The following is a 23,010-nucleotide window of genomic DNA, read 5'->3' as shown; positions in this document are numbered from 1 at the left end:
TCAGCGATCGGGCGTTACCGGCGCCGGCTCAGTATCCACATCCGCCTTGACGTCGGCTTCGAACAGATGCATCAGGTCGGCGCGTGCGTCGCGTGAGGTCTGGATCACCTTGGCTTCGTCGTCGTAGACCAGGTGCTGGCGATGCAGCAATTCTTCATCGTGCTGGCGGAAGCGCTTGACGTGATCCTTGGCAACCGTCTCGTCCAGGCCGAGCGAGGTCAGCACGCGTTCGCTCAGTTCCAGGCTGGAGGCAAACACCTCGCGGAACGGTTCGGCGCCCAGGTCCATCAGCTTCCAGGCGTGCTGGCGATTGCGTGCGCGTGCCAGCACGGTGGCCTGCGGGTACAGGCGGCGGATCAGCCGTACCGCCTTGATGTTGGTGTCCGGGTCGTCCACCGCGATCACGAACACCTTGATGCGGTCGGCGCCGGCGGCGCGCAGCAGTTCCGGTCGCGTGGGGTCGCCGTAGTACAGCTGGCTGCCGAAGCGGCGCAAATCTTCCACGGTGTCCGGGTTGTGCTCCAGCGCCACGAACGGCACATGCCGCGCAGTGAGCAGGCGCGCGACCACTTGACCGAAGCGGCCCATGCCGGCGACCAGCACCTTGGGCGTCTGCGCCTCGATGGTGTCGAACGGGCGGTCGGACTTGGGCGCATGCAGCCGCAGCGGCCCGTTGAGGATGCGCTGCATGCCGAGCAGCAACAGCGGGGTCAGCGCCATCGACACGCCGACAACGGCCACCAGCCGATCGTGGTTGGCGCGCTCCAGCAAGCCGACCCGATCGGCCTCGTTGAACACCACGAAGGCGAACTCGCCGCCCAGCCACAACACGCTGCCCAGCATCAGGCTGCTGCGCAGCGGCAACTTCGCCACGCTGCCGATGCCGACCAGCAGCGAGAACTTCACCACCAGCAGGATCGCCACGCCGCCGGCGATCAGGCCTGGCTCGGCGGCCACCCGGTTCAGATCGATGCCCATGCCGACCGAGATGAAGAACAGCCCCAACAGCAATCCTTCGAACGGCTCGATCTGCGATTCGAGCTCGTGGCGGAATTCCGAATCGGCCAGCAGCACGCCGGCCAGAAACGCGCCCAGGCTGGCGCTCAATCCGGCTTCCTGCATGATCCAGGCGGTGCCCAGCACCACCAGCAGGGCGCTGGCGGTGAACACTTCCGGCATGCGCGTACGCGCCACCACGTTGAACAGGCGGCGCAGCACGAAGCGCCCGCACAGGATCACCAGCGCCAGTGCCGCCATCGCCTTGGCCACGTCCGGCCATGCCAGCGTGGCGTTCTTGCTGCCGCCCAGCAGTGGAATCGCCGCCAGCAACGGAATGGCGATCAGATCCTGGAACAGCAGGATGGCGAATGCCAGGCGCCCGTAGTCGCTATTGAGCGCCTTGCGCTCGGCCAGCAGCTGCAGGCCCACCGCGGTGGACGACAGCGCCAGCGCCACGCCGACGACCAAGGCGCTTTTCCAGCCCAGCTTGCCGAGCATCAGCAGGCCGCCCAGGATCAGCGCGGTCACCACCACCTGGGTGGCGCCGGCACCGAACACCGAATGACGCATCACCTTCAGGCGGGCCGGCGACAGTTCCAGGCCGATCACGAACAGCAGCATCACCACGCCGATCTCGGCCGCGCCGCTGATGCGCTCGGCATCCTGCACCACGCCCACGCCATCGGGCCCGAGCACCACACCGGCGACCAGATAGGCCAGCACCGCGCCCAGGCCGAAGCGCTTGAACACCGGTACCGCCACGATGGCGGCCAGCATCAGCACCAACGCCAGTTCCAGACCACCGCTATGCATGCACGTTCTCCGTTGAGGGTCTCATTATGCCGCCGGCGGTCGGCTGCTGGTCCGGATCGGCGTGTCCTGCCTGCAACTGTGTGGATTGGCGGTGTGCGCCGGTTCGGTGATGCAAGCCGGCAGCCTCTCGTCGCGGGCAGCAATTCGCCACGTCGTTCCACATCGCCAGGCGTGCAGGCGTGCACGCAGGCCACCGGTGCAGGCAATGACAGGCCGTCTCGGTGGGTAGCGCACGGCCGGTACCCGGGTGCACTGCAGTCGCTTGCCGACATGACAGACCGCGCGTTGCGGCGTCCGCCTGCACGCCCGCTGAGCATGGCCTGCGCAGGGCATTGACCGGGCTGGCGCAGGCGCGCAGACTGCGCCGCGCCGCCGCCCGGATCACCGGTCGGTGCGCACCTTTCGGAGCCCATCCTCATGTCCAGCGACAGTCACCCTAGACCCGGGTCGATGACCCCGCTGGCGCGCGCCTGAGGCTCAGGTTCGCCGGCTGTCATCGACGACGGTCGTCACCAGGCGAACCACCATGTACAACGAAACCCTGCGCCTTGCCCAAGGCGTCGATGCCCTGATCGCACCCATGGCCGACTTCAACACGGCCGATGCGGTGGAATACCTCAATACCCTCGACCGCGACGAGGCCGCACAGGTGCTGGCCGCGCTGCCGCAGCCGCGTGCGGTGAAATTGCTCGAACAGCCCGAGCTGCACGCCGCCAGCGCGCTGGTCGCGCTGCTGCCGGCCGCGCAGGCCGCCTCCCTGCTCGGGCAGATGGCCGACGACCGCGCCACCGACATCTTCCATGGCCTGGATGCCGAGCAGCGCCAGCCGCTGCTGTGGCTGCTCAGCGCCGAGGCGCGGCTGTCGATCCAGGCGTTGATGCGCTACCCGCCCACGACCGCCGGCGCGCTGATGACCACCGAGTTCGTGGCGGTGCCGGCCGACTGGACGGTGGGCCGCACCCTGCAGCACATCCGCGAGGTGGAGCGCAGCCGCGAGACGGTCTATGCGATCTATCTGCTCGACCCGCACAGCCGCGTGCTGACCCAGGTGGTCACCATGCGCCGGCTGATCACCGGCGCGCCGGAGGCGCCGATCCTGGAGGTGGCACAGGTCAACCCGCCGGTCACGGTGGACCCGGCGCTGGACCAGGAAGAAGTCGCCCGCCTGATCCGCCGCCACGACCTGCTGGCGATCCCGGTGGTGGATGCGCACGGCCATGTGCTCGGCATCGTCACCGTGGACGATGTGCTGGACGCATTGATCGCCGAATCCACCGAGGACGTGCACAAGTTCGGCGGCATGGAAGCGCTGGACAAGCCCTACATGCAGATCGGCTTCGGCCAGATGATCAAGAAGCGCGCCGGTTGGCTGAGCGTGCTGTTCCTGGGCGAAATGCTCACCGCCAGCGCGATGCAGCATTTCGAGGACGAGCTGTCCAAGGCGGTGGTGCTGACCCTGTTCATTCCGCTGATCATGAGCTCGGGCGGCAACTCCGGCTCGCAGGCCACCTCGCTGCTGATCCGCTCGCTGGCGTTGCGCGAGCTGCGCCTGGGCGACTGGTGGAAGGTGGCGCTGCGCGAGCTGCCGACCGGGCTCACCCTGGGCACCATCCTGGGCCTCCTGGCGATCGTGCGCATCACCATCTGGCAGACCGCCGGCCTGTACGACTACGGCCCGCACTGGCAGATGGTGGCGCTGACCATCGGCGCGGCGCTGATCGGCATCGTCACCTTCGGCTCGCTGTCCGGATCGATGCTGCCGTTCGTGCTGCAACGGCTCGGCTTCGACCCGGCCAGCGCCTCGGCGCCATTCGTGGCCACGCTGGTGGATGTCACCGGGCTGGTGATCTATTTCAGCATCGCCGCCGCCATCCTCAGCGGCACCTTGTTGTAGCGCAGCGGGCGGGGCGCGCGGAAGTTGCGCCCCGCCATGCCCTGGATGAGGACTGCGATGGTCGAGGTGCCGCAGGTGTTGCGGCACCTCTGACCTGATGACTGACTCCGCGGACCGGCACCCGGCGTAGCGCGGCGTGTGCAGGCTCAGGCCGTAGTGGCTGGTCCACCGCGCATCGCTGCACGGCAGTCCATGCAGCGATGCACAGCGGCGATCGCGTCAGAAGGTCACATACAGCGTGGCACGCAGGTTGCGCCCCGGTTCGCTGTAGCGGCCGATGCCGTCGTCGGTGGCATAGCCGTACAGGTAGAAATCGCCGCGGGTGACATTGCGGATGCGCGCCCACTGGTAGTAGCGCTTGTCGAACAGGTTGTAGACGCCGAGATTGACGCGCACGTGCGCGTTGACGCGGTAGCTGCCGAACAGGTCGACCACGCTGTAGGCGTCGCTCAGGAACGGCTCGGCCGCAGCGCCGAAGATGTCGTTATCGACATTGACGTCCTTGGCTTTCTTGGCCAGCGCGTGGGTGATGTTAGCGGTGACGCGAAGGCGCTCGTCCAGGCCCTGCCAGCTCAGGCCGAGCACGCCGCGATCCGGATTGATGCTGTCCAGCGGGCGGCCATCTTCCAGCTCGCCCTGATTGTGGGTCCATGCCGCGCGCAGCAGCCAGGCGTCGCCGAGCTTGAACTGCGCATCCAGTTCCACACCCTTGACCTCGACCTGGCCGACGTTGAGCAGCGTGGTGTAGGCGTAGCCGTTGCGCGTGGTGCACACGCCGCGGGTGCAGGTCTGGTAGAGCGTGCCGGCATCGGTGGTGACGGTCTCGCTCTGGATGAAGTCGTCGTAGCGGTCGCGGAACACCGACAGGCCGACGCGCGCCCAGTCGCTCTCCCAGCGCCAGCCCAGTTCCAGGTTGAGGCTGCGCTCGGCGTCGAGCGCGGGATTGGCGGCCACCGTCGGCACGTTGACGGTGGCGCCGGTGTCCAGCCGGGTCAGTGCGGTGATGCTGGTCGGGGCGTACATCTCGGCGGTGGTCGGCGCACGGAAGCCGCGCCCGGCCTGGAACCACAGCGTCTGCTGCGGGGTGAAGGCGTAACTGATGCCGGCCTGCCAGGTCGGTGCGGCGAAGGTCACCTCGCGCACCGTGCCGGTGACATCGACGAAGGTGGACGACAGCGTCGGCGCGTAGCGGTAGTGGTCGTAGCGCGCACCCAGGGTGAGCTGCAGGCGGTCGTCGAGCAGGCCGATGCGGTCGCGCAGGTACACGCTCCAGGTATCGGCATCGGTCTGGGGCACCTGCGCCGGGTCGACGGTGGCGGTGTCCAGCGTGCCGGCGTTGTTCCAGCGGTAGTCGATCGCGCTGAAGTCGATGCTGCGGCGCTGCCAGGCCGCCCCGTACAACAGTGCTTGCGACCAGCCGCTGCCATGCAGCTGCTTGTCGAAGCCGACCGCGAGGCGGTCCAGGGTCTGCTCGGTGTCGCGGTCCTCGGCACGGCGGCACGGCAGCGCCACCGTGCAGCGCGTGGCGGCGGCGGTGGCCGGCGTGCTCGAGCTGCCGCTCTGGGTGAGGATGCGGGTGGTGCCGCGGCTGTCGGTCTGCTGGCGGTCGAGCTGCGCCTCCAGGGTGTCGAACAAGGCGTTGTCGGCCTTCCAGAAGTAGCGCAGGCCGTAGCGGTCACGGTCGTTGCTGTCTTCGCCGATGCGCTCGGCGTAGCTGGGCGCGCTGACGCGGCTGAGGTTGTCGACCCGGTTCTGCGAGCGGTTGCGTTCGTACACCACGCCGAAGCGGTGCTGTGCGTTCGGCACCACGTCGAGCTTGGCCAGCACGTTGTCGCTCTGGCTGTCGACCGGGTCGGGCGTGCGCCGCGCGCTGCCGGTGTCGATGTCGGTGCTGGAATACCAGCCTTCCGATTCGTGGCCCTCGCGGCGGGTGTAGCTCAGCATCGATTCGACGATGCCGCTGCGGTTGGCGACGGTGAGGTTGCCGAGCAATTGGTCGTTATGCCCGGTGTAGCCGGTCTTCAGGCCGATATAGCTGTCGTTGCCCTGGGCCTTGAGGTAGTCGTAGGGGTCCTTGGTGGTGAACACCACCGCGCCACCGAGCGCGCCGCTGCCGGCGCTGATGGAGTCGGCGCCCTTGACGATGTCCACCCGCTTGAGCGAATCGACGTCCACGCCGCCGCGGCCGGCGCGGAAGAACTCGTAGTCGCGCGCGGTCTCCACGCCCTCGGCCATCGACAGGCCATCGATGGTCATCGCCACCCGGTCGCCTTCCAGGCCACGGATGTTGAAGCCGTTCTCGCCGAAGCGGCCCATGTCGGCGATGCTCACGCCGGGGATGTAACGCATCAGGTCTTCCATGCTCTCGGCCTGTTCCTGCTGCAGCTGCGCGGTGTCGAGGGTGGTGACGTTCTGGTTGCTGGAGGCGCGCTTGTCGCGCGCGGCCTTCACTTCGACCGGGTCGAAGGTGGTGGCGTCGGCGGGTGCCTGTTCGGCATGCAGCGGGAAGGCCAGGCCGGCGGCGATCGCCAGGGCCAGCAGGGTCGGTGTCGAGGTCATCGTGAAGTCCACAGTCAGGAAAGGGGAAGGGGCGCCGGAAGGCGCGGACCTGGCTGCGGGCGGCAAGAGCGGTCGCGTGGCTGGGTGGGCCCGCCGGTGGCGGGCCAGGGGCGCGGGCGGCAAGGCCCGCGTCGGGAGGTCAGTCGGCCCGGGCCGGCGTGGTGGCCGGCGCAGTCGCTGGCGCGGTCGCAGGCGACTGCGGCGGCAACGCGGCATCGCCGGCATCGACCACACCGTCGTGGTTGCGGTCGACGCGGGCGAAGGTGCGCAGGCCCGAGGCCTGGTACTCGGCAAAGCTCATGCGCTGGTCCTTGTCGGTGTCGAGCACGGTGAAACGCACATGCACCTGGCGGTCGTCGGCCTGTTCGAGCGCGGTGAGGCGGCGGTTGAGGCGGTCTTCGAATTCCACCCAGTACTCGTCCAGCGACAGTGCCGCGTTGCGGTCGGCATCGGCACTGGCGAGCTGCGCCGCGCGCAGGTCCGCGTATTCCTTGCGGCCCACCTTGCCGTCGCCGTTTTCGTCGTACAGCGCGAGAAAGCCCTCGGCCGAGCCGCTGTCGGGCAGGCCCGGGCGGCCGCCGTTGCGGTCGAAGGCCTGCGTCCGATCGGCAGGCGCATCCTTGGCTGCTGCCGCCAGCGCCGCCTGGCCGCGCGCCCAGTCCTGCGCACCGGCCGCGTCGAATTCGGCGCGCGACACCTGCCCGTCGCCATCGGCATCCAGGGCGGCAAAGCGGGTCCGGCCCTGTGCCGCCTGTGCGCCGCGTTCCTGCTCCAGCGCACGCTGGCGGCGCTGGCGGAACTCGGCCACGTATTCGTCCTCGTCGACGCTGCCGTCGTGGTTGCGGTCGGTGGCGTCGAAGCGGGCGCGGCGGAAGGCCGCAAAGTCGGCGGTGGTGATGCGGCCGTCGCGGTCGTCGTCATGCTGGGTGATGAAGGCCTGCACGTTGTTGCCGTGACCGCCGAGCAACGGGCGCGGGTCAGATTGGGCGAGAGCGGTGGCAGGAAGTAATAGCGCGCACAGATACGCGCCGGCCAGGGAGCCAGTGTTCATGGATTGCCTCTTGAGGGGAGAAACGGTGCCGGGCCGTGGCGCTGGCTGGGCCTGCAGGTGGAGTGCGGTGCCGGGCGGATGGCCGCGCCGGTAGTGTCATGCTGCCAGGGCGATGCAACCGCGGTTAGCGGTTGCGCAACGCTATTGTTCGAGCACCTGGAAGGTGAGCGTGGTGCTGTTGCTGTATTCGCGCACCGGGGCATCGGCCGGGGCCGGGGTGCGGTGACGGGTCAGCGCCAGCCAGGTGCCGGCGTGGTCCAGCTTCAAGGTCGCGCGGCCCGAGGCGTCGGTGGTCACGCTGACCTGCGTCGGCTTGCGGTCGGAGGTCCAGACCGCCTCGCTGATGTCCACGCTCTGCCCAGCCAGCGGCACGCCGTCGTACTGCACCGTGAAGGCAAAGCTCTCGCCGACATACAGATCGTTGGGGTGCGTCACCGGCACCAGTTCCAGCCCGCGGTTGCGCGGCGCCAGCGCGCGGCGATCAGGCTTGCCGACGCTCAGATAGGTTTGCGCCAAAGTGCGCGACTGGAAGCTGGAGATCAGCGTGGCGCCCTTGGGCATGGCTACGTTCGGGTCGCGCACGGTCTGCCGCTTGCCGTCCAGCTCCCAGGTGCGGAACTGCGCCCCCACGCGCAGGCCGCTGCTGACCCGGTAGGTGCCGGGCTGTTTGCCCAGGGTATGTTCGAGCACGGTGCGGGTGTCGAGCGCCTGCACCCGGGCCGGTTCCACATCGCGGCCGTCGGGCCCGGTGATGCTGAAGTGGCTCTGGTCGAAGGCCGCCTCCGGGACGAAAAAGGTCTCGGCGAAGGCTGCGTCCAGGGTCACCGTCTGGCCGGGCTGGGGCGCGAAGGTATTGGGTGCCAGATAAGGGGTATGCGCAGAGGCGGAGGCAGCGAGCAGCAGCGCCGACAAGGTCAGCAGTTTCATGGGGGGCCCTGTTCCGAGTAAGTCGCTGGCGGAGGGGCGCGGGGCGGCGCAGGAAGCTGGCTGACCACGGGATATTAACGAAAATGGGAATCGTTCACAACAATAGCAGGCGCTGCGTCGCGCTTCTCCGCCGCGTGATCGATGACGTGCGCTCGGGCCGACGTGTACCGTGTCCGTTTCCCGTTGTCTCTTTTAGCCATGAGTACCTACCACCTGCAGCAGGTCTTTCGTCCCGGCACCGTGGCGGTGGTCGGCGGCAGTCCGCGCGATCGCTCGGCCGGGCGGGCGGTGGTGCGCAACCTGCGCGCGGCCGGGTTCCCTGGTCAGATCGGCTGGGTCAGCCCGCGCTACAGCGAGATCGACGGCGTGCGCACGGTGGCGCGGCTGACCGATCTGCCGTGGGTGCCCGACCTGGTGGTGATCACCGCGCCGGCGCGCATCGTGCCGCGCATCGTCTCCATCGCGGCGCGGCGTGGCGTGGCCGCGGCGATCATCCTCACCGCCGGGCTGGGCAACGGCCCCGGCTCGCCGGCCGCGCGCATGGAGGCGGCCGCGCGCGCCAAGGGCATGCGCATCCTCGGCCCGCACTGCCTGGGCGTGATCGCCCCGCATGCGCGGCTCAATGCCAGCATCGCCGCGCATTGTCCGCAGGCCGGCGATCTGGCGCTGATCTCCGAATCCAGCGCCATTGCCGCCGCGCTGGTGGAGTGGGGCGTGGCGCGCTCGGTGGGGTTTTCCGCAGTGGTGTCGCTGGGCGATACGCTGGATGTGGATTTCGGCGATCTGCTCGACTACTTCGCCACCGACTACCGCACCCGCGCGATCCTGCTGTACGTCGAACGCATCGGCGATGCGCGCAAGTTCATGTCGGCCGCACGCGCCGCCGCGCGCGCCAAGCCGGTGGTGGTGGTCAAGTCCGGGCGCCAGTTCCGCATCAATCCCAATGCCGACACCCACGCGCAGGCGCTGGCCGGTTCGGACGCGGTGTATGGCGCGGCATTTGCACGTGCCGGCCTGTTGCGGGTGGGCGCGCTGGACGAATTGTTCGCAGCCGCCGAAACCCTGGGCCGGCTCGGCAGTTTTCCCGGCCGGCGCCTGGCCATCCTGAGCAACGGCGGTGGGGTGGGGCAGCTGGCGGTGGACCAGCTGGTGCTGCGCGGCGGCACCCTGGCCGAGTTGTCGGCCAAGACGCTGGAGCGGCTGGATCAGTCGCTGCCGCAGGGCTGGTCGCGCAGCAACCCGGTCGACATCATTGTCGACGCCGACGGGCCGCGCTATGCCGCAGCGATCGAAGCGCTGCTCGACGATTCGGAAAACGACGCGCTGCTGGTGGTCAACGTGCCCACTGCGTTTACTTCTTCAGCCGATGCGGCCAAGGCGCTGACCCGCGCGCTGGAGCAACGCAACCGCTATCAGCGCGAAAAACCGGTGTTTGCGGTGTGGCTGGGCCAGGACGATGCGGCGATCGCCGCGCTCAATGCCGCGCGCGTGCCCACCTATGCCACCGAGTCGGACGCGGTGCGCGGCTTCACCCACCTGGTGCGCTACCGCGAGGCGCAGGCGGCGTTGATGGAGACCCCGCCCAGCCTGCCGGAAGATTTCGTGGTGGATGCCGGCATCGCCCGGGCGGTGGTCGACGACGCCCTGGCCGCCGGTCGGCGCTGGCTGGACCCGGTCGCCACCAACCGCCTGCTGGCCGCCTACGGCATCCCGATCGTGCCGCTGCAGGTGGCTGCCACCGCCAACGAGGCCGCGTTGCTGGCCGACCCGCTGCTGGCCGTCGGCCGCACGGTGACCTTGAAGGTGCTGTCCAGCGACATCGCGCACAAGTCCGATGTGGATGGCGTGCGCCTCAACCTGTCCAGCGTGGCGGCGGTGCGCGAAGCGGCGACCGGCATCCTGGCGCGTGCGCGCGCCGCGCACCCCAATGCGCTGATCGAAGGAGTGATCGTGCAGCCCACCGTGCTGCGGCCCAAGGCGCGCGAACTGATCGCCGGCATCGCCGACGACCCGGTGTTCGGCCCGGCGATCGTGTTCGGGCGCGGCGGCACCGCGGTGGAAGTGATCAACGACCGCGAGCTGGCGTTGCCGCCGCTGGATTTGCGCCTGGCCCACGAGCTGATCGGGCGCACCCGGGTGTCGCGTATCCTCAAGGCCTACCGCGACGTGCCGGCCGCCGACGAGCGCGCGGTGGCGCTGGTGCTGGTCAAGCTGGCGCAGCTGGCCGCCGACATCCCCGAGATCACCGAGCTGGACATCAACCCGCTGCTGGCCGACCGCGATGGCGTGATCGCGCTGGACGCGCGCGTGGCGGTGGCGCCGGCGCGCAAGCTGCACAAGGGCCGCGGCCATCCACGCTTTGCGATCTTTCCGTACCCGAAGGAATGGGAGCGCCAGATCGGGCTGGGCGATGGCACGCATGCGCTGGTGCGCCCGGTGCGCCCGGAAGACGACGCGCTGTTCCGCGCGTTCTTCGCCCGCGTCACCGACGAAGACCTGCGGCTGCGCTTCTTCCAGTCGGTGAAGCATTTCAGCCACGAATTCATCGCCCGGCTGACCCAGCTCGACTACGCCCGTTCCATCGCGCTGGTGGCCATCGACCCCAAGACCGGCGACATGCTCGGCGCGGTGCGCCTGCATGCCGACGCCGATTACGAGCGCGGCGAATACGGCATCCTGATCCGCTCCGACCTCAAGGGCCACGGCATCGGCTGGCAGCTGATGCGCATCATGATCGAGTACGCGCGCTGGCTGGGCCTCAAGCAGATCGAAGGCCAGGTGCTGCGCGAAAACCGCACCATGCTGGCGATGTGCCAGAGCCTGGGCTTCGGGATACGCCCGGATCCGGACGATGCGACCCTGATGGCGGTGACACTCCCTATAATGGGCGAGCCACGCCCGGCCTGACCTAGCGTCACGCCGCGGTCCCCATCCTCCACCGCATGCCGGATCTGCCGGGCCTCACCCTGGCCGGTTGCTTCGGCTGTCGTCTCGGCCCGCCTGGGAGTGTCAATGTTCCGCGATTTCAGAATGTCGTTTTTGGTCACAGCGATCTGCCTGGGCCTGGCTGCCTGGTGGGGTCATACCTCCGCGATGGGCATCTGGCAGGCGCTGTGGCTGTGCCTGGTGCTGAGCGTGCTGGAGGTGTCGTTGTCGTTCGACAACGCGGTGGTCAACGCCGGCGTGCTCAAGCACATGAACGCGTTCTGGCAGAAGCTGTTCCTCACCGTCGGCATCCTGATCGCGGTGTTCGGCATGCGCCTGGTGTTTCCGATCGTGATCGTGTCGGTGGCCACCGGCATGGGCCTGGTGCCGGTGATGCAGATGGCGCTGAAGGAGCCGGACCGCTACAGCCAGGTGCTGACCGACAACTACCCGTCCATTGCCGCCTTCGGCGGCATGTTCCTGCTGCTGGTGTTCCTGAACTTCCTGTTCGACCAGGAGCGCAAGCTGCACTGGCTCGGCCCGGTGGAGCGGCTGGTCGGCAAGCTGGGCAAGGCCGACGCGATGTCGGTGATCGTGGCGGTGACTGTGCTGCTGTGCACCAAGCTGTTCCTGCCCGAGGCGATCTTCCAGAGCGTGCTGTTCGCCGGCCTGGGCGGCATCCTGCTGTATTTGCTGGTGGGCAGCGTGGATGCCTTGTTCGAGTCCGAAGAGAGCGAAGACGGCAGCATGGGCCCGGCCAAGCGCTCGGGCATCGCCGCCTTCCTGTACCTGGAAGTGCTGGACGCCTCGTTCTCGTTCGACGGGGTGATCGGCGCGTTCGCGATCACCCGCGATGTGGTCATCATCATGCTGGGCCTGGCGATCGGCGCGATGTTCGTGCGCTCGATGACGGTCTACCTGGTGCACAAGGGCACCCTGGACGAATTCGTGTTCCTGGAGCACGGCGCGCATTACGCCATCGGCGTGCTGGCGATCATCATGCTGGTGGGCACCGTCTACCACGTGCCGGAGGTGCTGACCGGCCTGATCGGCGTGGCGTTCATCGCCGCCTCGGTGTGGTCGTCGATCCGCTACCGCAAGCGCCATCATCTCGGCCCGACCGAGATCTGATCCTGCGCGGCCGCGCTCAGGACGTCACGCTGTTCACTTTAGAGCGGCCTGACAGCGCCTTCGCGGGCATCGGGCGGGCGTCGCTGACGGACGGGCGCCGCTGTTCTGCGGCTCGGCTGCAGGGCCCTTGCCCGCCCACCATCGCGGGACACGCTGCAAGTACGTCCTTGTAAGCTCTTACGCGGCATCCATGCCGCGTAAGGTCCGGCGACGGTGAGCGGGCAAGGACCAGTCGAGATGGTCGGTCTGCACGGTAGGGGCAGTGCTTAATGGGCGTTGTTCGATCATGACGCGCCGGATCAAGTCTGATGCGCAACGCGCTACAAGCAGCTTTCACGCGACCACCGACCAACTTTCTGGTGCGGTGTCCTTGCCGCTTGCGGGACCGTGTGGCGGCATGGATGCCGCCACCGAGCCCTCAGGGACGGGTTTACGGCGTGTCGCGCGAGCGGTGAGGGCACCGCGCACTCGACCTGGATTCGGCAGCGGCAAGTTCCTCTCACTGCCGGGCCGGGGCAGGCCCCCAAGGCGTGCGGTGCCGCCTGCGGCAGGGGCACAACTGTGACCAGCTTCAGTCTCGATGGGTGTCGCAGCCAACCCAACCGGACCCAACTGATCGACAGAATTGCCGGTTTGGGCCTTGACTGCGCAACCAAATTGGCGGGTTACAGGGAGCGGCATCGACCGTTCGTCAGACAGTGCTTTGTGCTGTAAGGGTTTTCGGGATTTTCCTACATTTGGTGTTGACCCCTCCGGGTGACCCCACTATCTTGGGGGAGTCGGTGGTTGGTCGCACAAGGCGGCCGGACCAGTGGGAGCACGTATCGCGGCAGGGCCGCGGTCGAAATGGCCTCCCTGCCGCAGTCGCAACGATGACTACAGCCATCCAGGCGTTGCCTGGAGTTGGCGGCGTGGTCTTGTTGCGCCGCGGTTGTTTCGCCACCGACCACTGCGCGACAGCACACCGCGCGGTGGCGGCCGTGGAATCTCCGGAAAGGAGATGGCTGGTGAAGGCGATGCCGCCGCAGACCGTGGGTCTTGCGTGCTGGTCGTCGCGCACCGCCATCGCTGTCCAGGGAGTCCGGATCCGGCCGCAGCCCGTCCCCAGCCGGGTTCGTGTGCCTACGCATGGAGGACGCATGACCACCAACGACACCCTTGCCGCGATCGCCGCCGGTACCGCAACACCCACCAGCGTTCCCGCCAGTGTCAGCGTGCCCGGTTGCGGCGCGCCGGAATTGACCGACCCGTCGGACATCGTGCCGCCTCCCCGCCAAGCCATCGCAATGCACGCACAGACCATCGAAGAACAAGCCGTCGCCACCTGGATCACCAAGGAAGCCGGCAACCGCCGGATCCCGTTCGAGCCGGAGCGCCTGGAGCGCGCCATCGACCAGATCCATGCCGAATTCCCGCAGCTGGACGTGGCCGACTACAAGCGCTCGGTGTTCGGCTTTGTCGAGCGCAAGGACAGCGTCAACGCCGACGACCTGGTCGACCACCTGATCCGCGAGGCCGAGGCCCGCGTCGATCTGACCACCCCGGAGTGGGAGCACTTTGCCGCGCGCCTGTACCTGCGCCGCCTGTACAAGCGCGCCAGCCGCAACCGTTTCTACGACGCCAGCCAGAAGTACGGCTCGTTCGTCGGCCTGCAGGAGAGCCTGGCCGACCGCAATGTCTATTCCAACGACATCCTGCGCCGCTACTCCAAGGACGAGCTGATCGAAGCCGGCAAGATGATCGAGCCCGAGCGCGACAAGCTGTTCGCCTACAACGGCCTGTACCTGCTGGCCACGCGTTACCTGGCCACCGACAACTCGCGCGGCGTGTTCGAGCTGCCGCAGGAGCGCTGGCTGACCATCGCGCTGTACCTGATGCAGGACGAGATCGGCACCGGCAAGGGCAGCCGCGAGCGCCGCATGCAGCTGGTGGGCGAGGCCTACTGGGCGCTGTCCAACCTGTACATGACGGTGGCAACGCCGACCCTGGCCAATGCCGGCAAGGTCGGCGGCCAGCTGTCGAGCTGCTTCATCGACACCGTCGACGACAGCCTGCAGGGCATCTACGATTCCAACACCGACGTGGCGCGCGTGTCCAAGCACGGCGGCGGCGTGGGCGCGTACCTGGGCTATGTGCGTTCGTCGGGTTCGGCGATCCGTGGCGTGTCCAACTCCTCCGGCGGCGTGGTGCCCTGGATCAAGCAGCTCAACAACACTGCGGTGTCGGTGGATCAGCTGGGCCAGCGCAAGGGCGCCATCGCGGTCTATCTGGACATCTTCCACCGCGACATCGAGGCGTTCCTGGATCTGCGTCTGAACAACGGCGACCAGCGCCTGCGCGCGCACGACGTGTTCACCTCGGTGTGCATCCCCGACCTGTTCATGGAAGCGGTCGAGCGTCGCGGCGACTGGTATCTGTTCGACCCGCACGAAGTGAAGCGGATCAAGGGCTGGTACCTGCAGGACTTCTACGATGAGAAGAAGGGCGACGTCAACAGCAGCTTCCGTCGCAAATACGAGGAAGTGGTCGCCGACGAGCGCATCACCCGCAAGACGGTCAAGGCGATCGAAATCTTCAAGCGCATCATGGTCAGCCAGCTGGAAACCGGCAATCCCTTCATGTTCTATCGCGATGAAGTCAATCGCAAGAACCCGAACAAGCACGAGGGCATGGTCTATTCGTCCAACCTGTGCACCGAGATCCTGCAGAACATGAGCCCGACGCGGATGATGCAGGAGATCATCAGCGGCAATCAGATCGTCACCACCAAGAAGGCCGGCGACTTCGTCGTCTGCAACCTGTCCTCGATCAACCTGGGCCGCGCGATCACCGTGCAGGCCGACCAGGCCGATCTGCTGGGCGCCGACGTGCTGGAGCGGTTGATCCCGATCCAGGTGCGCATGCTCGACAATGTGATCGATCTGAACCAGTTGCCGGTGCCGCAGGCCACCATCACCAACCAGAAGTACCGCGCGATTGGTCTTGGCACCTTCGGTTGGCACCACCTGCTGGCGCAGAAGTCCATCCACTGGAATGCCAAGGAAGCCGAGGATTACAGCGACGAGCTGTACGAGCGCATCAACTACCTGACCGTCCAGGCGAGCATGGAGCTGGCCAAGGAAAAGGGCACCTACAGCGTGTTCCGCGGCAGCGACTGGCACACCGGCGAATACTTCCGTGCGCGCGACTACAACAGCCCGCAGTGGCTGGAGCTGTCCGCACAGGTGGCGGTCAACGGCGTGCGCAACGCCTGGATGCTGGCGGTTGCGCCGAACATGAGCACCGCGCAGATCGCCGGTTCCACCGCCTCCATCGACCCGATCTACAGCGCGTTCTACTACGAAGAAAAGAAGGACTTCCGTCGTCCGGTTGCCGCGCCCGGCCTGTCGCTGGAAACCTGGCCGTACTACGAGAAGGGCGCCTACAAGGTCGACCAGTTCGCCAGCGTGCGCCAGAACGCGCGTCGCCAGCGTCACGTGGACCAGTCGATCAGCTTCAACTTCTACGTGCCCAGCACCATCCGTGCGAGCACGCTGCTGGACCTGCACATGACCGCCTGGCGCGAAGGGTTGAAGACCACGTACTACGTGCGCTCCAACGATATCGACATCAGTGAGTGCGAGTGGTGTTCGAGCTAAAGCGCATTCGCGCTTCAGCTCCCCACGGTTCGCCTTGCGAACCGTGGGCCCCGGCTCATTAGGATCCACACCCCGCGCCTTTGGCGCGCCCCCTGACTCAGGGGGCTTTCCTCCAGATTGATTTGTTGCGCCGCCGTTGCTGTCTGTACGCGCGACGCCTGTAACACGAGTGGAAACCCATGTCCGCAACACCGCTTGAACGCATCAAAATTCTTGAGCCGCGCCACCCGAACCGTTCGACCGGCATCATCAACGGTCAGACCTCGGGCATCCTCAACTGGAACGACATCCCGTACCCGTCCTTCTATCGGGCCTACAAGGAACTGTCGACCAACTTCTGGATCCCCGACGAGGTGGACATGAAGGGCGACGCGCGCCAGTACAACGAGCTGTCGGCGCGCGAAAAGAATGCCTACGATTCGATCATCGGCTTGCTGGCCACGCTGGATTCGCCGCAGACGCGTTTCATCTACAACGTCGCCGAATACATCACCGACCCGGCCGCGCATGCCAATGCCGCCATCATCGGCCAGCAGGAAGTGATCCATAACGAGAGCTACAGCTACGTGCTGGCCTCGATCACCGGCCTGGCCGACCAGAACCGCGTGTTCGAAATCGCGCGCACGCACCCGACCATCATCAAGCGCAACGCGCCGATCATGGGCGCCTACGAAGACTTCATGCGCGAGAAGACGGCCGAAACGCTGATCCGTTCGCTGATCCAGTCCTCGATCCTGGAAGGCATCAACTTCTATTCCGGCTTTGCGTATTTCTACAATCTGGTCCGCCAGAACCGCATGACCGGCACCGGCAAGATCATCAGCTTCATCAACCGCGACGAACTGGCCCACTCCAAGTTCATCAGCGAGCTGATTCGCGCCATCATCGGCGAGAATCAGGCGCTGCAGGGCGACCAGCTCACCGATTACGTGCACAAGGCCTTCGAGCACGCGATCGACCTGGAAACGGTGTGGACGGCCGAAGTGCTGGACGGCATCGACGGCATCGACGTCGACGAGATGATCCGCTACGTGAAGTACCGTGCCAACAAGATGGCCGGCATGCTCGGCATCGAGAAGCTGTACGAAGGCGCCAACGACAACGTGATGCCGTGGATCAAGGCCTACGCCGACAACTTCACCGAAACCAAGACCGACTTCTTCGAAATGCGCAATGCCTCGTACAAGAAGACCAATTCAGATAACGGCTTCGACGATCTGTGAGTAATAGAGAATAGGGAATCGGGAATGGTAAGAGCGAAAGCAGACGCGTCCCGCTGTTCCGATTCCCTATTCCCGACTCCCCATTCCCAGACTCCATGAACATCCTGCTCGCCCTGGCATCGTTGAGCGGCAACACGCGCGATGTTGCGCGCAGTGTTGCGTTGCGCTGCGAAGCGGCGGGGCATGTGGTGACCTGGCTGGAAACCGACGTGCAGCGGCTGGAACAGGTGCCGCATGCGCCGGGGCAGTACGAGCTGTTTCTGCTTGGTAGCTGGACCGACAACGGTGGGCGTACGCCGGCGGAGATGAAACGCTTCATCGTCGAGTTGGTCCAAACGCTGGGCAAGCCGCCGCGTGTCGCGGTGTTCGGCACCGGCGAAACGCAATGGGGCGAGGAGTATTTTTGCGGCGCGGTGCATCGCATCGCCCAGTTCTTCGCCAGCCCGTTTGCCCGTTTGACCATCGAACAGATGCCCCACGGCCAGCGCGACGCGCAGGCCATCGCCGCCTGGACCGACGAAGTCCTGGCCCAATGCAAGAACGATCCCAATGCAGACCATTACCGTCACGTCGCCTGAGCACTACACCCAGACCCTGGCCGCGCATCCGCGCGCGCTGGTGGATTTCTACAAGGACAACTGCCCCGGTTGCCGCATGCTCGACATGTCGCTGGACAAGTTCGCCAGCAGCGATGCCGCTGCGGGCGTGGCCTTGTTGAAGGTCAAGCTGGAAGTGGTGGGCGAGGAATTCTTCCGCGACCTGGGCCTGCGCCAGACCCCGACCCTGGCGCTGTACCGCGATGGCAGCGAGGTGGCGCGCCTGCCCGGCTTCCAGTCGCCCGCGCAGGTGGAAACCGCGGTCAAGACCAGCCTCTGAGCCAGCGTGGCTGCGCAGCCGGCTGCGCGCCTGCGGCTGCACGTCATCGCATCGGAAAGGTGGCTGCATGCCGCCGCCTTACCCGGTGATCGCGATGCCATCTTGATGCTCCCGTAGGAGCGGCCCCGGCCGCGACCGCCGTCCCGATAAACCCCATCACGCCTGCGACAGCCACGCCGCATGCCGGCCGCCGGCCACCCGCCCACGCCAGCCGCCCACGCCAGCCGCCCACGCCAGCCGCCCACGCCAGCCGCGCGCAAACGCAGTACAGCGCCCGCGTCGGCAAGATGGCTGCCCATCACCGCTGCGCGTCGTTCCGGCGTACGCCGCTGCGGCTGACCGCCTATCCTGTCTGCGCCGGGCTGCTGCAATCGCCCTGGCGCGACGCGCCCCCTTTCCCTGGAAACCCCTCATGTCAGACAGCCTGCAGACCCAGCCACCGATCGAAGTCCGCATGGCCGAGATCGTGTTCCCCAACCACACCAACCACATGGGCACGCTGTTCGGTGGGCAGGCGCTGGCGTGGATGGACAAGGCCGCCTTCCTGGCCGCCTCGCGCTATGCGCGGCGTGCGGTGGTGACCGCGCGCTCGGAGCAGGTGGATTTCAAGCTGCCGATCCGCCAGGGCCAGATGGTGGAAACCATCGCGCGGGTGGTGTCGGTGGGGCGCAGTTCGATCAAGGTGGAAGTGGAGCTGATCGCCGAGGATCTGCTCAGCGGCGCGCGCGAGCTGTGCACACGCGGGCACTTCGTGATGATCGCCCTGGATGCTGACGGCAAGCCGACCTCGGTGCCGCCGCTGCCAGCCGTCAGCAGCTGACCGCGCTTGAGCAACTGACAAAACGACTACGCTCACCGCCAGGCGGGCGCGACCGGTGCTCGGTGCGGCATATAACACTCGTACACTGCGGTTCCTCCGCGCCGCCCACTCCCACCTGACGACTGCTCGCTACGTTTTGTTAGCCGCTCTTATTCCTCGACCTCGCGGTCTTCGCGCTTGGTCTCTTCCATCGCTTCGGGTTCCGGCTCCTCGGCGCTGCGATTGAGCTTGACGAACACGCCCCAGGCGACCAGCAACAGCGCCGCGCACAGGCCCACCGCCGCCGCATACGGCAGCTTGGCCGGGTCGTCGTGCATCAGCTCGAAGATCGACACCAGCGTCTCGATCGCCAGCGCAATCACGATTACCACGAAGAACCGCGACAGGTAGCGGCGCACGCGGGTTGGGCCGCTGACCTTGACGTCGCGCAGGATCTCTTCCTCGAAGATGGTCTGGCCCAGTTCCAGCGTCACCAGCGCCACGGTGAGCAGGCCGATTGCCTCCAGCACCACGTTGAAGCGGTCGCGCACCACCATGTCGCCGCCGGGGGTAAAGCCATGCCACAGCTCCAGCCCGGCCATCGCCACCAGACCGGCCGCGCACAGTACGAAAAACGCCAGAATCACGAAATGACCGGCACGGAACAAGTGGCTGAGCAGCTTCATGGATGGCGACGCGGGCGATGGGACGCAGAGCATCGTGGGCGCCGCGTCGTGATGGCGCGAAGGCAACGACACGATGAGCGTTGTGTACTGCAGGCTTATACGTAGCCACCCGGGGGCGGATGGGGAAGTTGGTCGCGCCAGGCATGCGCGCGGCCATGCCTGGTTGCTGCAGTTTCCATCGCGCGCCTGGGGACGTGGACGGAGCCTTGTGCTGATCAACCCAGCCGGCCTCCACCCTCATCCGGCGCTGCGCGCCACCTTCTCCCGCATGCGGGAGAAGGGATTGGTGGTGTGTGCCTTGTGCGGTGATGGCACTGCGGTCATGCGTCGCGCGATGCGGTATCTCCGGCCGGCGTCCACCCTCATCCGGCGCTTCGCGCCACCTTCTCCCGCATGCGGGAGAAGGGATTGGTGGTGTGTGCCTTGTGTGGTGATGGCACTGCGGTCATGCGTCGCGCGATGCGGCATCCAGCGATGCAATCAATGCAATGGAACCACCCGTTCCCTTCCCCCGCATGCGGGGGGAAGGTGCCCGAAGGGCGGATGAGGGGCGCCGTCGCGTCACGCCGCCCACCAGTGCCGTCCCTCTGGCCGCGTCAGGCCTGGCGCAGCACCTGATATGCCTGCAGATGCACGTGTGCGGCCATCAACAACGGCGCGTTGCGGCCGGTCTCGCGCACGCGCCTGAGCATGTCGCCGACGATCTGCGCCGCTTCCACGTCCTGGCCGGCTTCCAGGTCGCGCAGCATCGAGGCCTTCAACGGCGAGTCGACCTGCAACAGCGTCTGCAATGCCTTGGCGCGCGCGGCTTCCGGAATCGACTGGCCGGCTGCATCGGCGGCCCACAGGCATTCGTTGTACAGGCCGTTGATCAGCGCACGGCCGTCGTCGGTGGCCACGATCGCCCCGACCGGCGCACGCATCAGGCAGGTGGCCGCCGCCAGCGCGGTGAGGAAGCTGTACTTGATCCACTGCTCCTGCGCGATCTGCTCGCTGGCCACATGATCGATACCGGCCTGCGCGCAGGCCGCCGCAAGCGCCTGCACGCGTGCCGATGCGGCGCTGCCATCGCGCTCGCCAAAGGTCATCGCCGCCGGCTTGCCCAGGTGCAGGATTTCGCCGTGCTCGCCCTTGGCGGCACTGATGAAGCACAGCCCGCCCAGCACCCGCGCCGCACCGAAACGCTCGTCCAGCGGCGCGTAATGGCGCAGGCCGTTGAGGATCGGCAGCACCGTCGTGTGCTCGCCCACCGCCGGTGCAATCGCCTCGATCGCGCTGTCCAGGTCGTAGGCCTTGCAGCTGAGGATCACCAGATCGAACGGCCGCTGCGCCACCAGGGCCGGCAGGTCCTGCGCGGTGACATGCGCCACCGGCAGATCCGCATCGCCGAGCGGGCTGCGGATGCGCAGGCCATCGGCCTGCAGCTGCGCCGCACGCGCCTCGCGCACCAGGAAGGTGACGTCCACGCCGGCCTGCGCCAGGCGTCCGCCGAAATAGCCGCCGGTGCCGCCGGCGCCGAGAATGAGCATGCGCATGAAGTGATCTGTCCTCAGTCAATCTGGTCTTGCCTTCCCCCGCAGGCGGGGGAAGGTGCCCGAAGGGCGGATGGGGGTTAGCGCGTCCGCCAGCCACCGGCGTTCCCAATGAAATCCGCGCCCGGCGTCAGCTACGCAGCCCGACACCGCGCCGCAGCAACCACAGCGCCAGCGCGCCGAGCACCGCGACAAAGCCCAGCATCAGCGCGTAGGCGACCCAGATCGGCACGTCGGAGCTGCCGAGCAGGCCGTAGCGGAACGCGTTGACCATGTAGAAGATCGGGTTGGCGTGGGTGGCCGCTTCGGCCCACGGCGGCAGCAGCTTTACCGAATAGAACACGCCGCCCAGATAGGTCAGCGGGGTCAGGATGAAGGTCGGCACGATCGCCACGTCGTCGAACTTCTTGGCGTAGACCGCGTTGACGAAGCCGGCCAGCGAAAAGATGGTCGCGCCCAGCAACACCGTGGTCAGCGTGACCAGCGGATGCGGGATGCGCACCGGGGTGAAGAACATCGCGATGATCAGCACCAACGCGCCGACCATCACCCCGCGCAGCACCGCGCCGGAGACGTAGCCCCACAGGATCACCCAGTTGGGCATCGGGCTGACCAGCAGCTCTTCCACATGCCGGCCGAACTTGGCGCCGAAGAAGCTGGAGGAGATGTTGCCGTAGCTGTTCTGGATCACGCTCATCATCACCAGGCCCGGCACGATGAACTGCATGTACGAGTAGCCGCCCATGTCGCCGACGCGCGAGCCGATCAGCCCGCCGAAGATCAGGAAGTACAGCGTCATGGTGATGGCCGGCGGCACCAGGGTCTGGCCCCAGATGCGCAGGATGCGCTGCACTTCGCGGCGCACGATGGTGCCCAGCGCAATCCAGTTGCGGCGCGCGTTGGTGGGTTCGGTCACGGTGCGGATCTCGTTCATGGCTGGCCTCCGCTGCGCGGCTGCGCGGGCGGTGTGCCGTTGGGGACGACAGGCGTGGGGGCAGTGGCCGGTACCGGGGCGTCACCGGTCAGGCGCACGAACAGCTCTTCCAGGCGATTGCTCTTGGTGCGCATCGAGCGCACCCGGATGCCGGCGCTGCCGAGCGTGGCGAACACGCGGTTGAGGTCCATCGCGCGCGGCATGTCCAGGTCCAGCGTGTGGCCGTCGATGGCGGTGAGCGTGGTGCCTTCGATCACCGGCAGTTCGGCCGGCAGGTCGCCGTCGATATCGAACAGGAAGCCTTCCACGTCCAGCTTGGCCAGCAGTTCGCGCATCGGCCCCTGGGTGACGATCTGGCCGTGGTTGATGATGGCCAGGTTGCGGCACAGGTGCTCGGCTTCTTCCAGGTAATGCGTGGTCAGGATGATGGTGGTGCCGGCGGCGTTGATCTCCTTGAGCACGCGCCACATGTCGCGGCGGATCTCGATATCCACGCCGGCGGTGGGCTCGTCCAGGATCAGCAGCCGCGGCTGGGTCATCATGGCGCGGGCGATCATCAGCCGGCGCTTCATGCCGCCGGACAGCGTGCGGCTCATCACCTGGGCCTTTTCCCACAGGTGCGAGCGGCGCAGCTCGGCTTCGGCCAGACGCTCGGCCTCGGCGCGCGGCATGCCGTAGAAACCGGCGTAGTTGACCAGGATGTCGAAGGGTTTTTCGAACAGGTTGAAGTTGACCTCCTGCGGGACCAGGCCGATCAGCCGCATCGCGTCGCTGCGTTGGCCGACCAGGTCGGTGCCGAACACTTCCACCTGGCCGGCGGACAGGTTCACCAGCGAGCTGATGATGCCGATCAGGGTGGATTTGCCGGCGCCGTTGGGGCCGAGCAGGGCGAAGAAATCGCCTGGCGCCACGTCCAGCGAGACGCCCTTGAGCGCCTGGGTGCCGTTGTCGTAGGTCTTGCGCAGATCGCACACACGCAGCGCGGGTGCGGTGGTCGGAGATGGGGAATTCAAGATGTTCCTT

General features: G+C 67.0%; 16 protein-coding genes and 1 other RNA gene. 9 read left to right on the top strand and 8 right to left on the bottom strand.

The window, feature by feature from the left end; translation table 11 throughout:
* Complete coding sequence (locus XarbCFBP7408_RS10735; RefSeq protein ID WP_104562932.1) at positions 1-1,812, bottom strand: monovalent cation:proton antiporter-2 (CPA2) family protein; 1,812 nt, start codon at positions 1,810-1,812, stop codon at positions 1-3.
* Positions 1,813-2,338: 526 nt separating this feature from the next.
* Here XarbCFBP7408_RS10735 and mgtE point away from each other — a divergent pair.
* The gene (gene mgtE / locus XarbCFBP7408_RS10730) at positions 2,339-3,706 is read left to right on the top strand and encodes a magnesium transporter (RefSeq protein ID WP_104562931.1); all 1,368 of its coding nucleotides are present in this window, start codon (positions 2,339-2,341) and stop codon (positions 3,704-3,706) included.
* A gap of 219 nt (positions 3,707-3,925) precedes the next feature.
* Here the strand turns inward: mgtE and XarbCFBP7408_RS10725 are convergent, their stop codons facing one another.
* The 3 genes from XarbCFBP7408_RS10725 to XarbCFBP7408_RS10715 form a co-directional block, all read right to left on the bottom strand.
* Positions 3,926-6,265, bottom strand: coding sequence for a TonB-dependent hemoglobin/transferrin/lactoferrin family receptor (locus tag XarbCFBP7408_RS10725; protein ID WP_104562930.1), 2,340 nt, complete (start codon positions 6,263-6,265; stop codon positions 3,926-3,928).
* Positions 6,266-6,404: 139 nt separating this feature from the next.
* Positions 6,405-7,316 carry a hypothetical protein gene (locus XarbCFBP7408_RS10720; RefSeq protein ID WP_104562929.1) on the bottom strand — a complete coding sequence of 304 codons (912 nt, stop codon included), beginning with the start codon at positions 7,314-7,316 and terminating at the stop codon, positions 6,405-6,407.
* A 141-nt stretch (positions 7,317-7,457) separates the two neighbouring features.
* On the bottom strand, positions 7,458-8,243 hold the full coding sequence (locus XarbCFBP7408_RS10715; RefSeq protein WP_104562928.1) for a DUF4198 domain-containing protein: 786 nt from the start codon (positions 8,241-8,243) through the stop codon (positions 7,458-7,460).
* Positions 8,244-8,441: 198 nt separating this feature from the next.
* Between XarbCFBP7408_RS10715 and XarbCFBP7408_RS10710 the strand changes: the two genes are divergently transcribed.
* From XarbCFBP7408_RS10710 to XarbCFBP7408_RS10665, 8 genes are all read left to right on the top strand, one after another.
* Entirely contained in the window at positions 8,442-11,150 is a 2,709-nt protein-coding gene (locus XarbCFBP7408_RS10710) for a bifunctional acetate--CoA ligase family protein/GNAT family N-acetyltransferase (protein ID WP_104562927.1), read from the top strand.
* 105 nt (positions 11,151-11,255) lie between these two features.
* On the top strand, positions 11,256-12,299 hold the full coding sequence (locus XarbCFBP7408_RS10705; protein ID WP_104562926.1) for a DUF475 domain-containing protein: 1,044 nt from the start codon (positions 11,256-11,258) through the stop codon (positions 12,297-12,299).
* Positions 12,300-13,438: 1,139 nt separating this feature from the next.
* Complete coding sequence (locus tag XarbCFBP7408_RS10695; protein WP_104562925.1) at positions 13,439-15,937, top strand: ribonucleoside-diphosphate reductase subunit alpha; 2,499 nt, start codon at positions 13,439-13,441, stop codon at positions 15,935-15,937.
* Between the two features lie 179 nt (positions 15,938-16,116).
* Positions 16,117-17,160 (top strand): ribonucleotide-diphosphate reductase subunit beta, encoded by a 1,044-nt coding sequence (locus XarbCFBP7408_RS10685; protein ID WP_104562924.1) that lies wholly within the window; start codon positions 16,117-16,119, stop codon positions 17,158-17,160.
* A gap of 95 nt (positions 17,161-17,255) precedes the next feature.
* Positions 17,256-17,738 carry a flavodoxin gene (locus XarbCFBP7408_RS10680; protein ID WP_104562923.1) on the top strand — a complete coding sequence of 161 codons (483 nt, stop codon included), beginning with the start codon at positions 17,256-17,258 and terminating at the stop codon, positions 17,736-17,738.
* Positions 17,710-18,036: a thioredoxin family protein gene (locus tag XarbCFBP7408_RS10675; RefSeq protein WP_104562922.1), complete on the top strand. Its 327-nt coding sequence runs from the start codon at positions 17,710-17,712 to the stop codon at positions 18,034-18,036. Before XarbCFBP7408_RS10680 ends, XarbCFBP7408_RS10675 begins: the two co-directional genes overlap by 29 nt.
* Positions 18,037-18,448: 412 nt before the next feature.
* Positions 18,449-18,856: an acyl-CoA thioesterase gene (locus tag XarbCFBP7408_RS10670; RefSeq protein ID WP_104562921.1), complete on the top strand. Its 408-nt coding sequence runs from the start codon at positions 18,449-18,451 to the stop codon at positions 18,854-18,856.
* Positions 18,857-18,925: 69 nt separating this feature from the next.
* A non-coding RNA gene (locus tag XarbCFBP7408_RS10665) (sX9 sRNA) lies at positions 18,926-19,001 on the top strand.
* 4 nt (positions 19,002-19,005) lie between these two features.
* Here XarbCFBP7408_RS10665 and XarbCFBP7408_RS10660 read toward each other — a convergent pair.
* The 4 genes from XarbCFBP7408_RS10660 to XarbCFBP7408_RS10645 all read right to left on the bottom strand — a co-directional run bounded on the left by XarbCFBP7408_RS10660 (position 19,006) and on the right by XarbCFBP7408_RS10645 (position 23,000).
* Entirely contained in the window at positions 19,006-19,521 is a 516-nt protein-coding gene (locus tag XarbCFBP7408_RS10660) for a hypothetical protein (RefSeq protein WP_181106437.1), read from the bottom strand.
* A 596-nt stretch (positions 19,522-20,117) separates the two neighbouring features.
* A complete protein-coding gene (gene panE, locus XarbCFBP7408_RS10655) occupies positions 20,118-21,056 on the bottom strand; it encodes a 2-dehydropantoate 2-reductase (protein WP_104562919.1) in 939 nt (312 codons plus the stop codon).
* A 127-nt stretch (positions 21,057-21,183) separates the two neighbouring features.
* Positions 21,184-21,987 carry an ABC transporter permease gene (locus tag XarbCFBP7408_RS10650; RefSeq protein WP_104562918.1) on the bottom strand — a complete coding sequence of 268 codons (804 nt, stop codon included), beginning with the start codon at positions 21,985-21,987 and terminating at the stop codon, positions 21,184-21,186.
* A complete protein-coding gene (locus XarbCFBP7408_RS10645) occupies positions 21,984-23,000 on the bottom strand; it encodes an ABC transporter ATP-binding protein (protein ID WP_104562917.1) in 1,017 nt (338 codons plus the stop codon). The genes XarbCFBP7408_RS10650 and XarbCFBP7408_RS10645 overlap by 4 nt, the downstream gene beginning before the upstream one ends.
* Between the last annotated feature and the right edge of the window lie 10 nt (positions 23,001-23,010).

It is taken from the genome of Xanthomonas arboricola pv. guizotiae (assembly GCF_002940205.1).
Classification (GTDB): domain Bacteria; phylum Pseudomonadota; class Gammaproteobacteria; order Xanthomonadales; family Xanthomonadaceae; genus Xanthomonas; species Xanthomonas arboricola_C.
The sequence above is the reverse complement of the archived record's forward strand: the minus strand, read 5'-3'. Positions and strand labels throughout refer to the sequence as shown.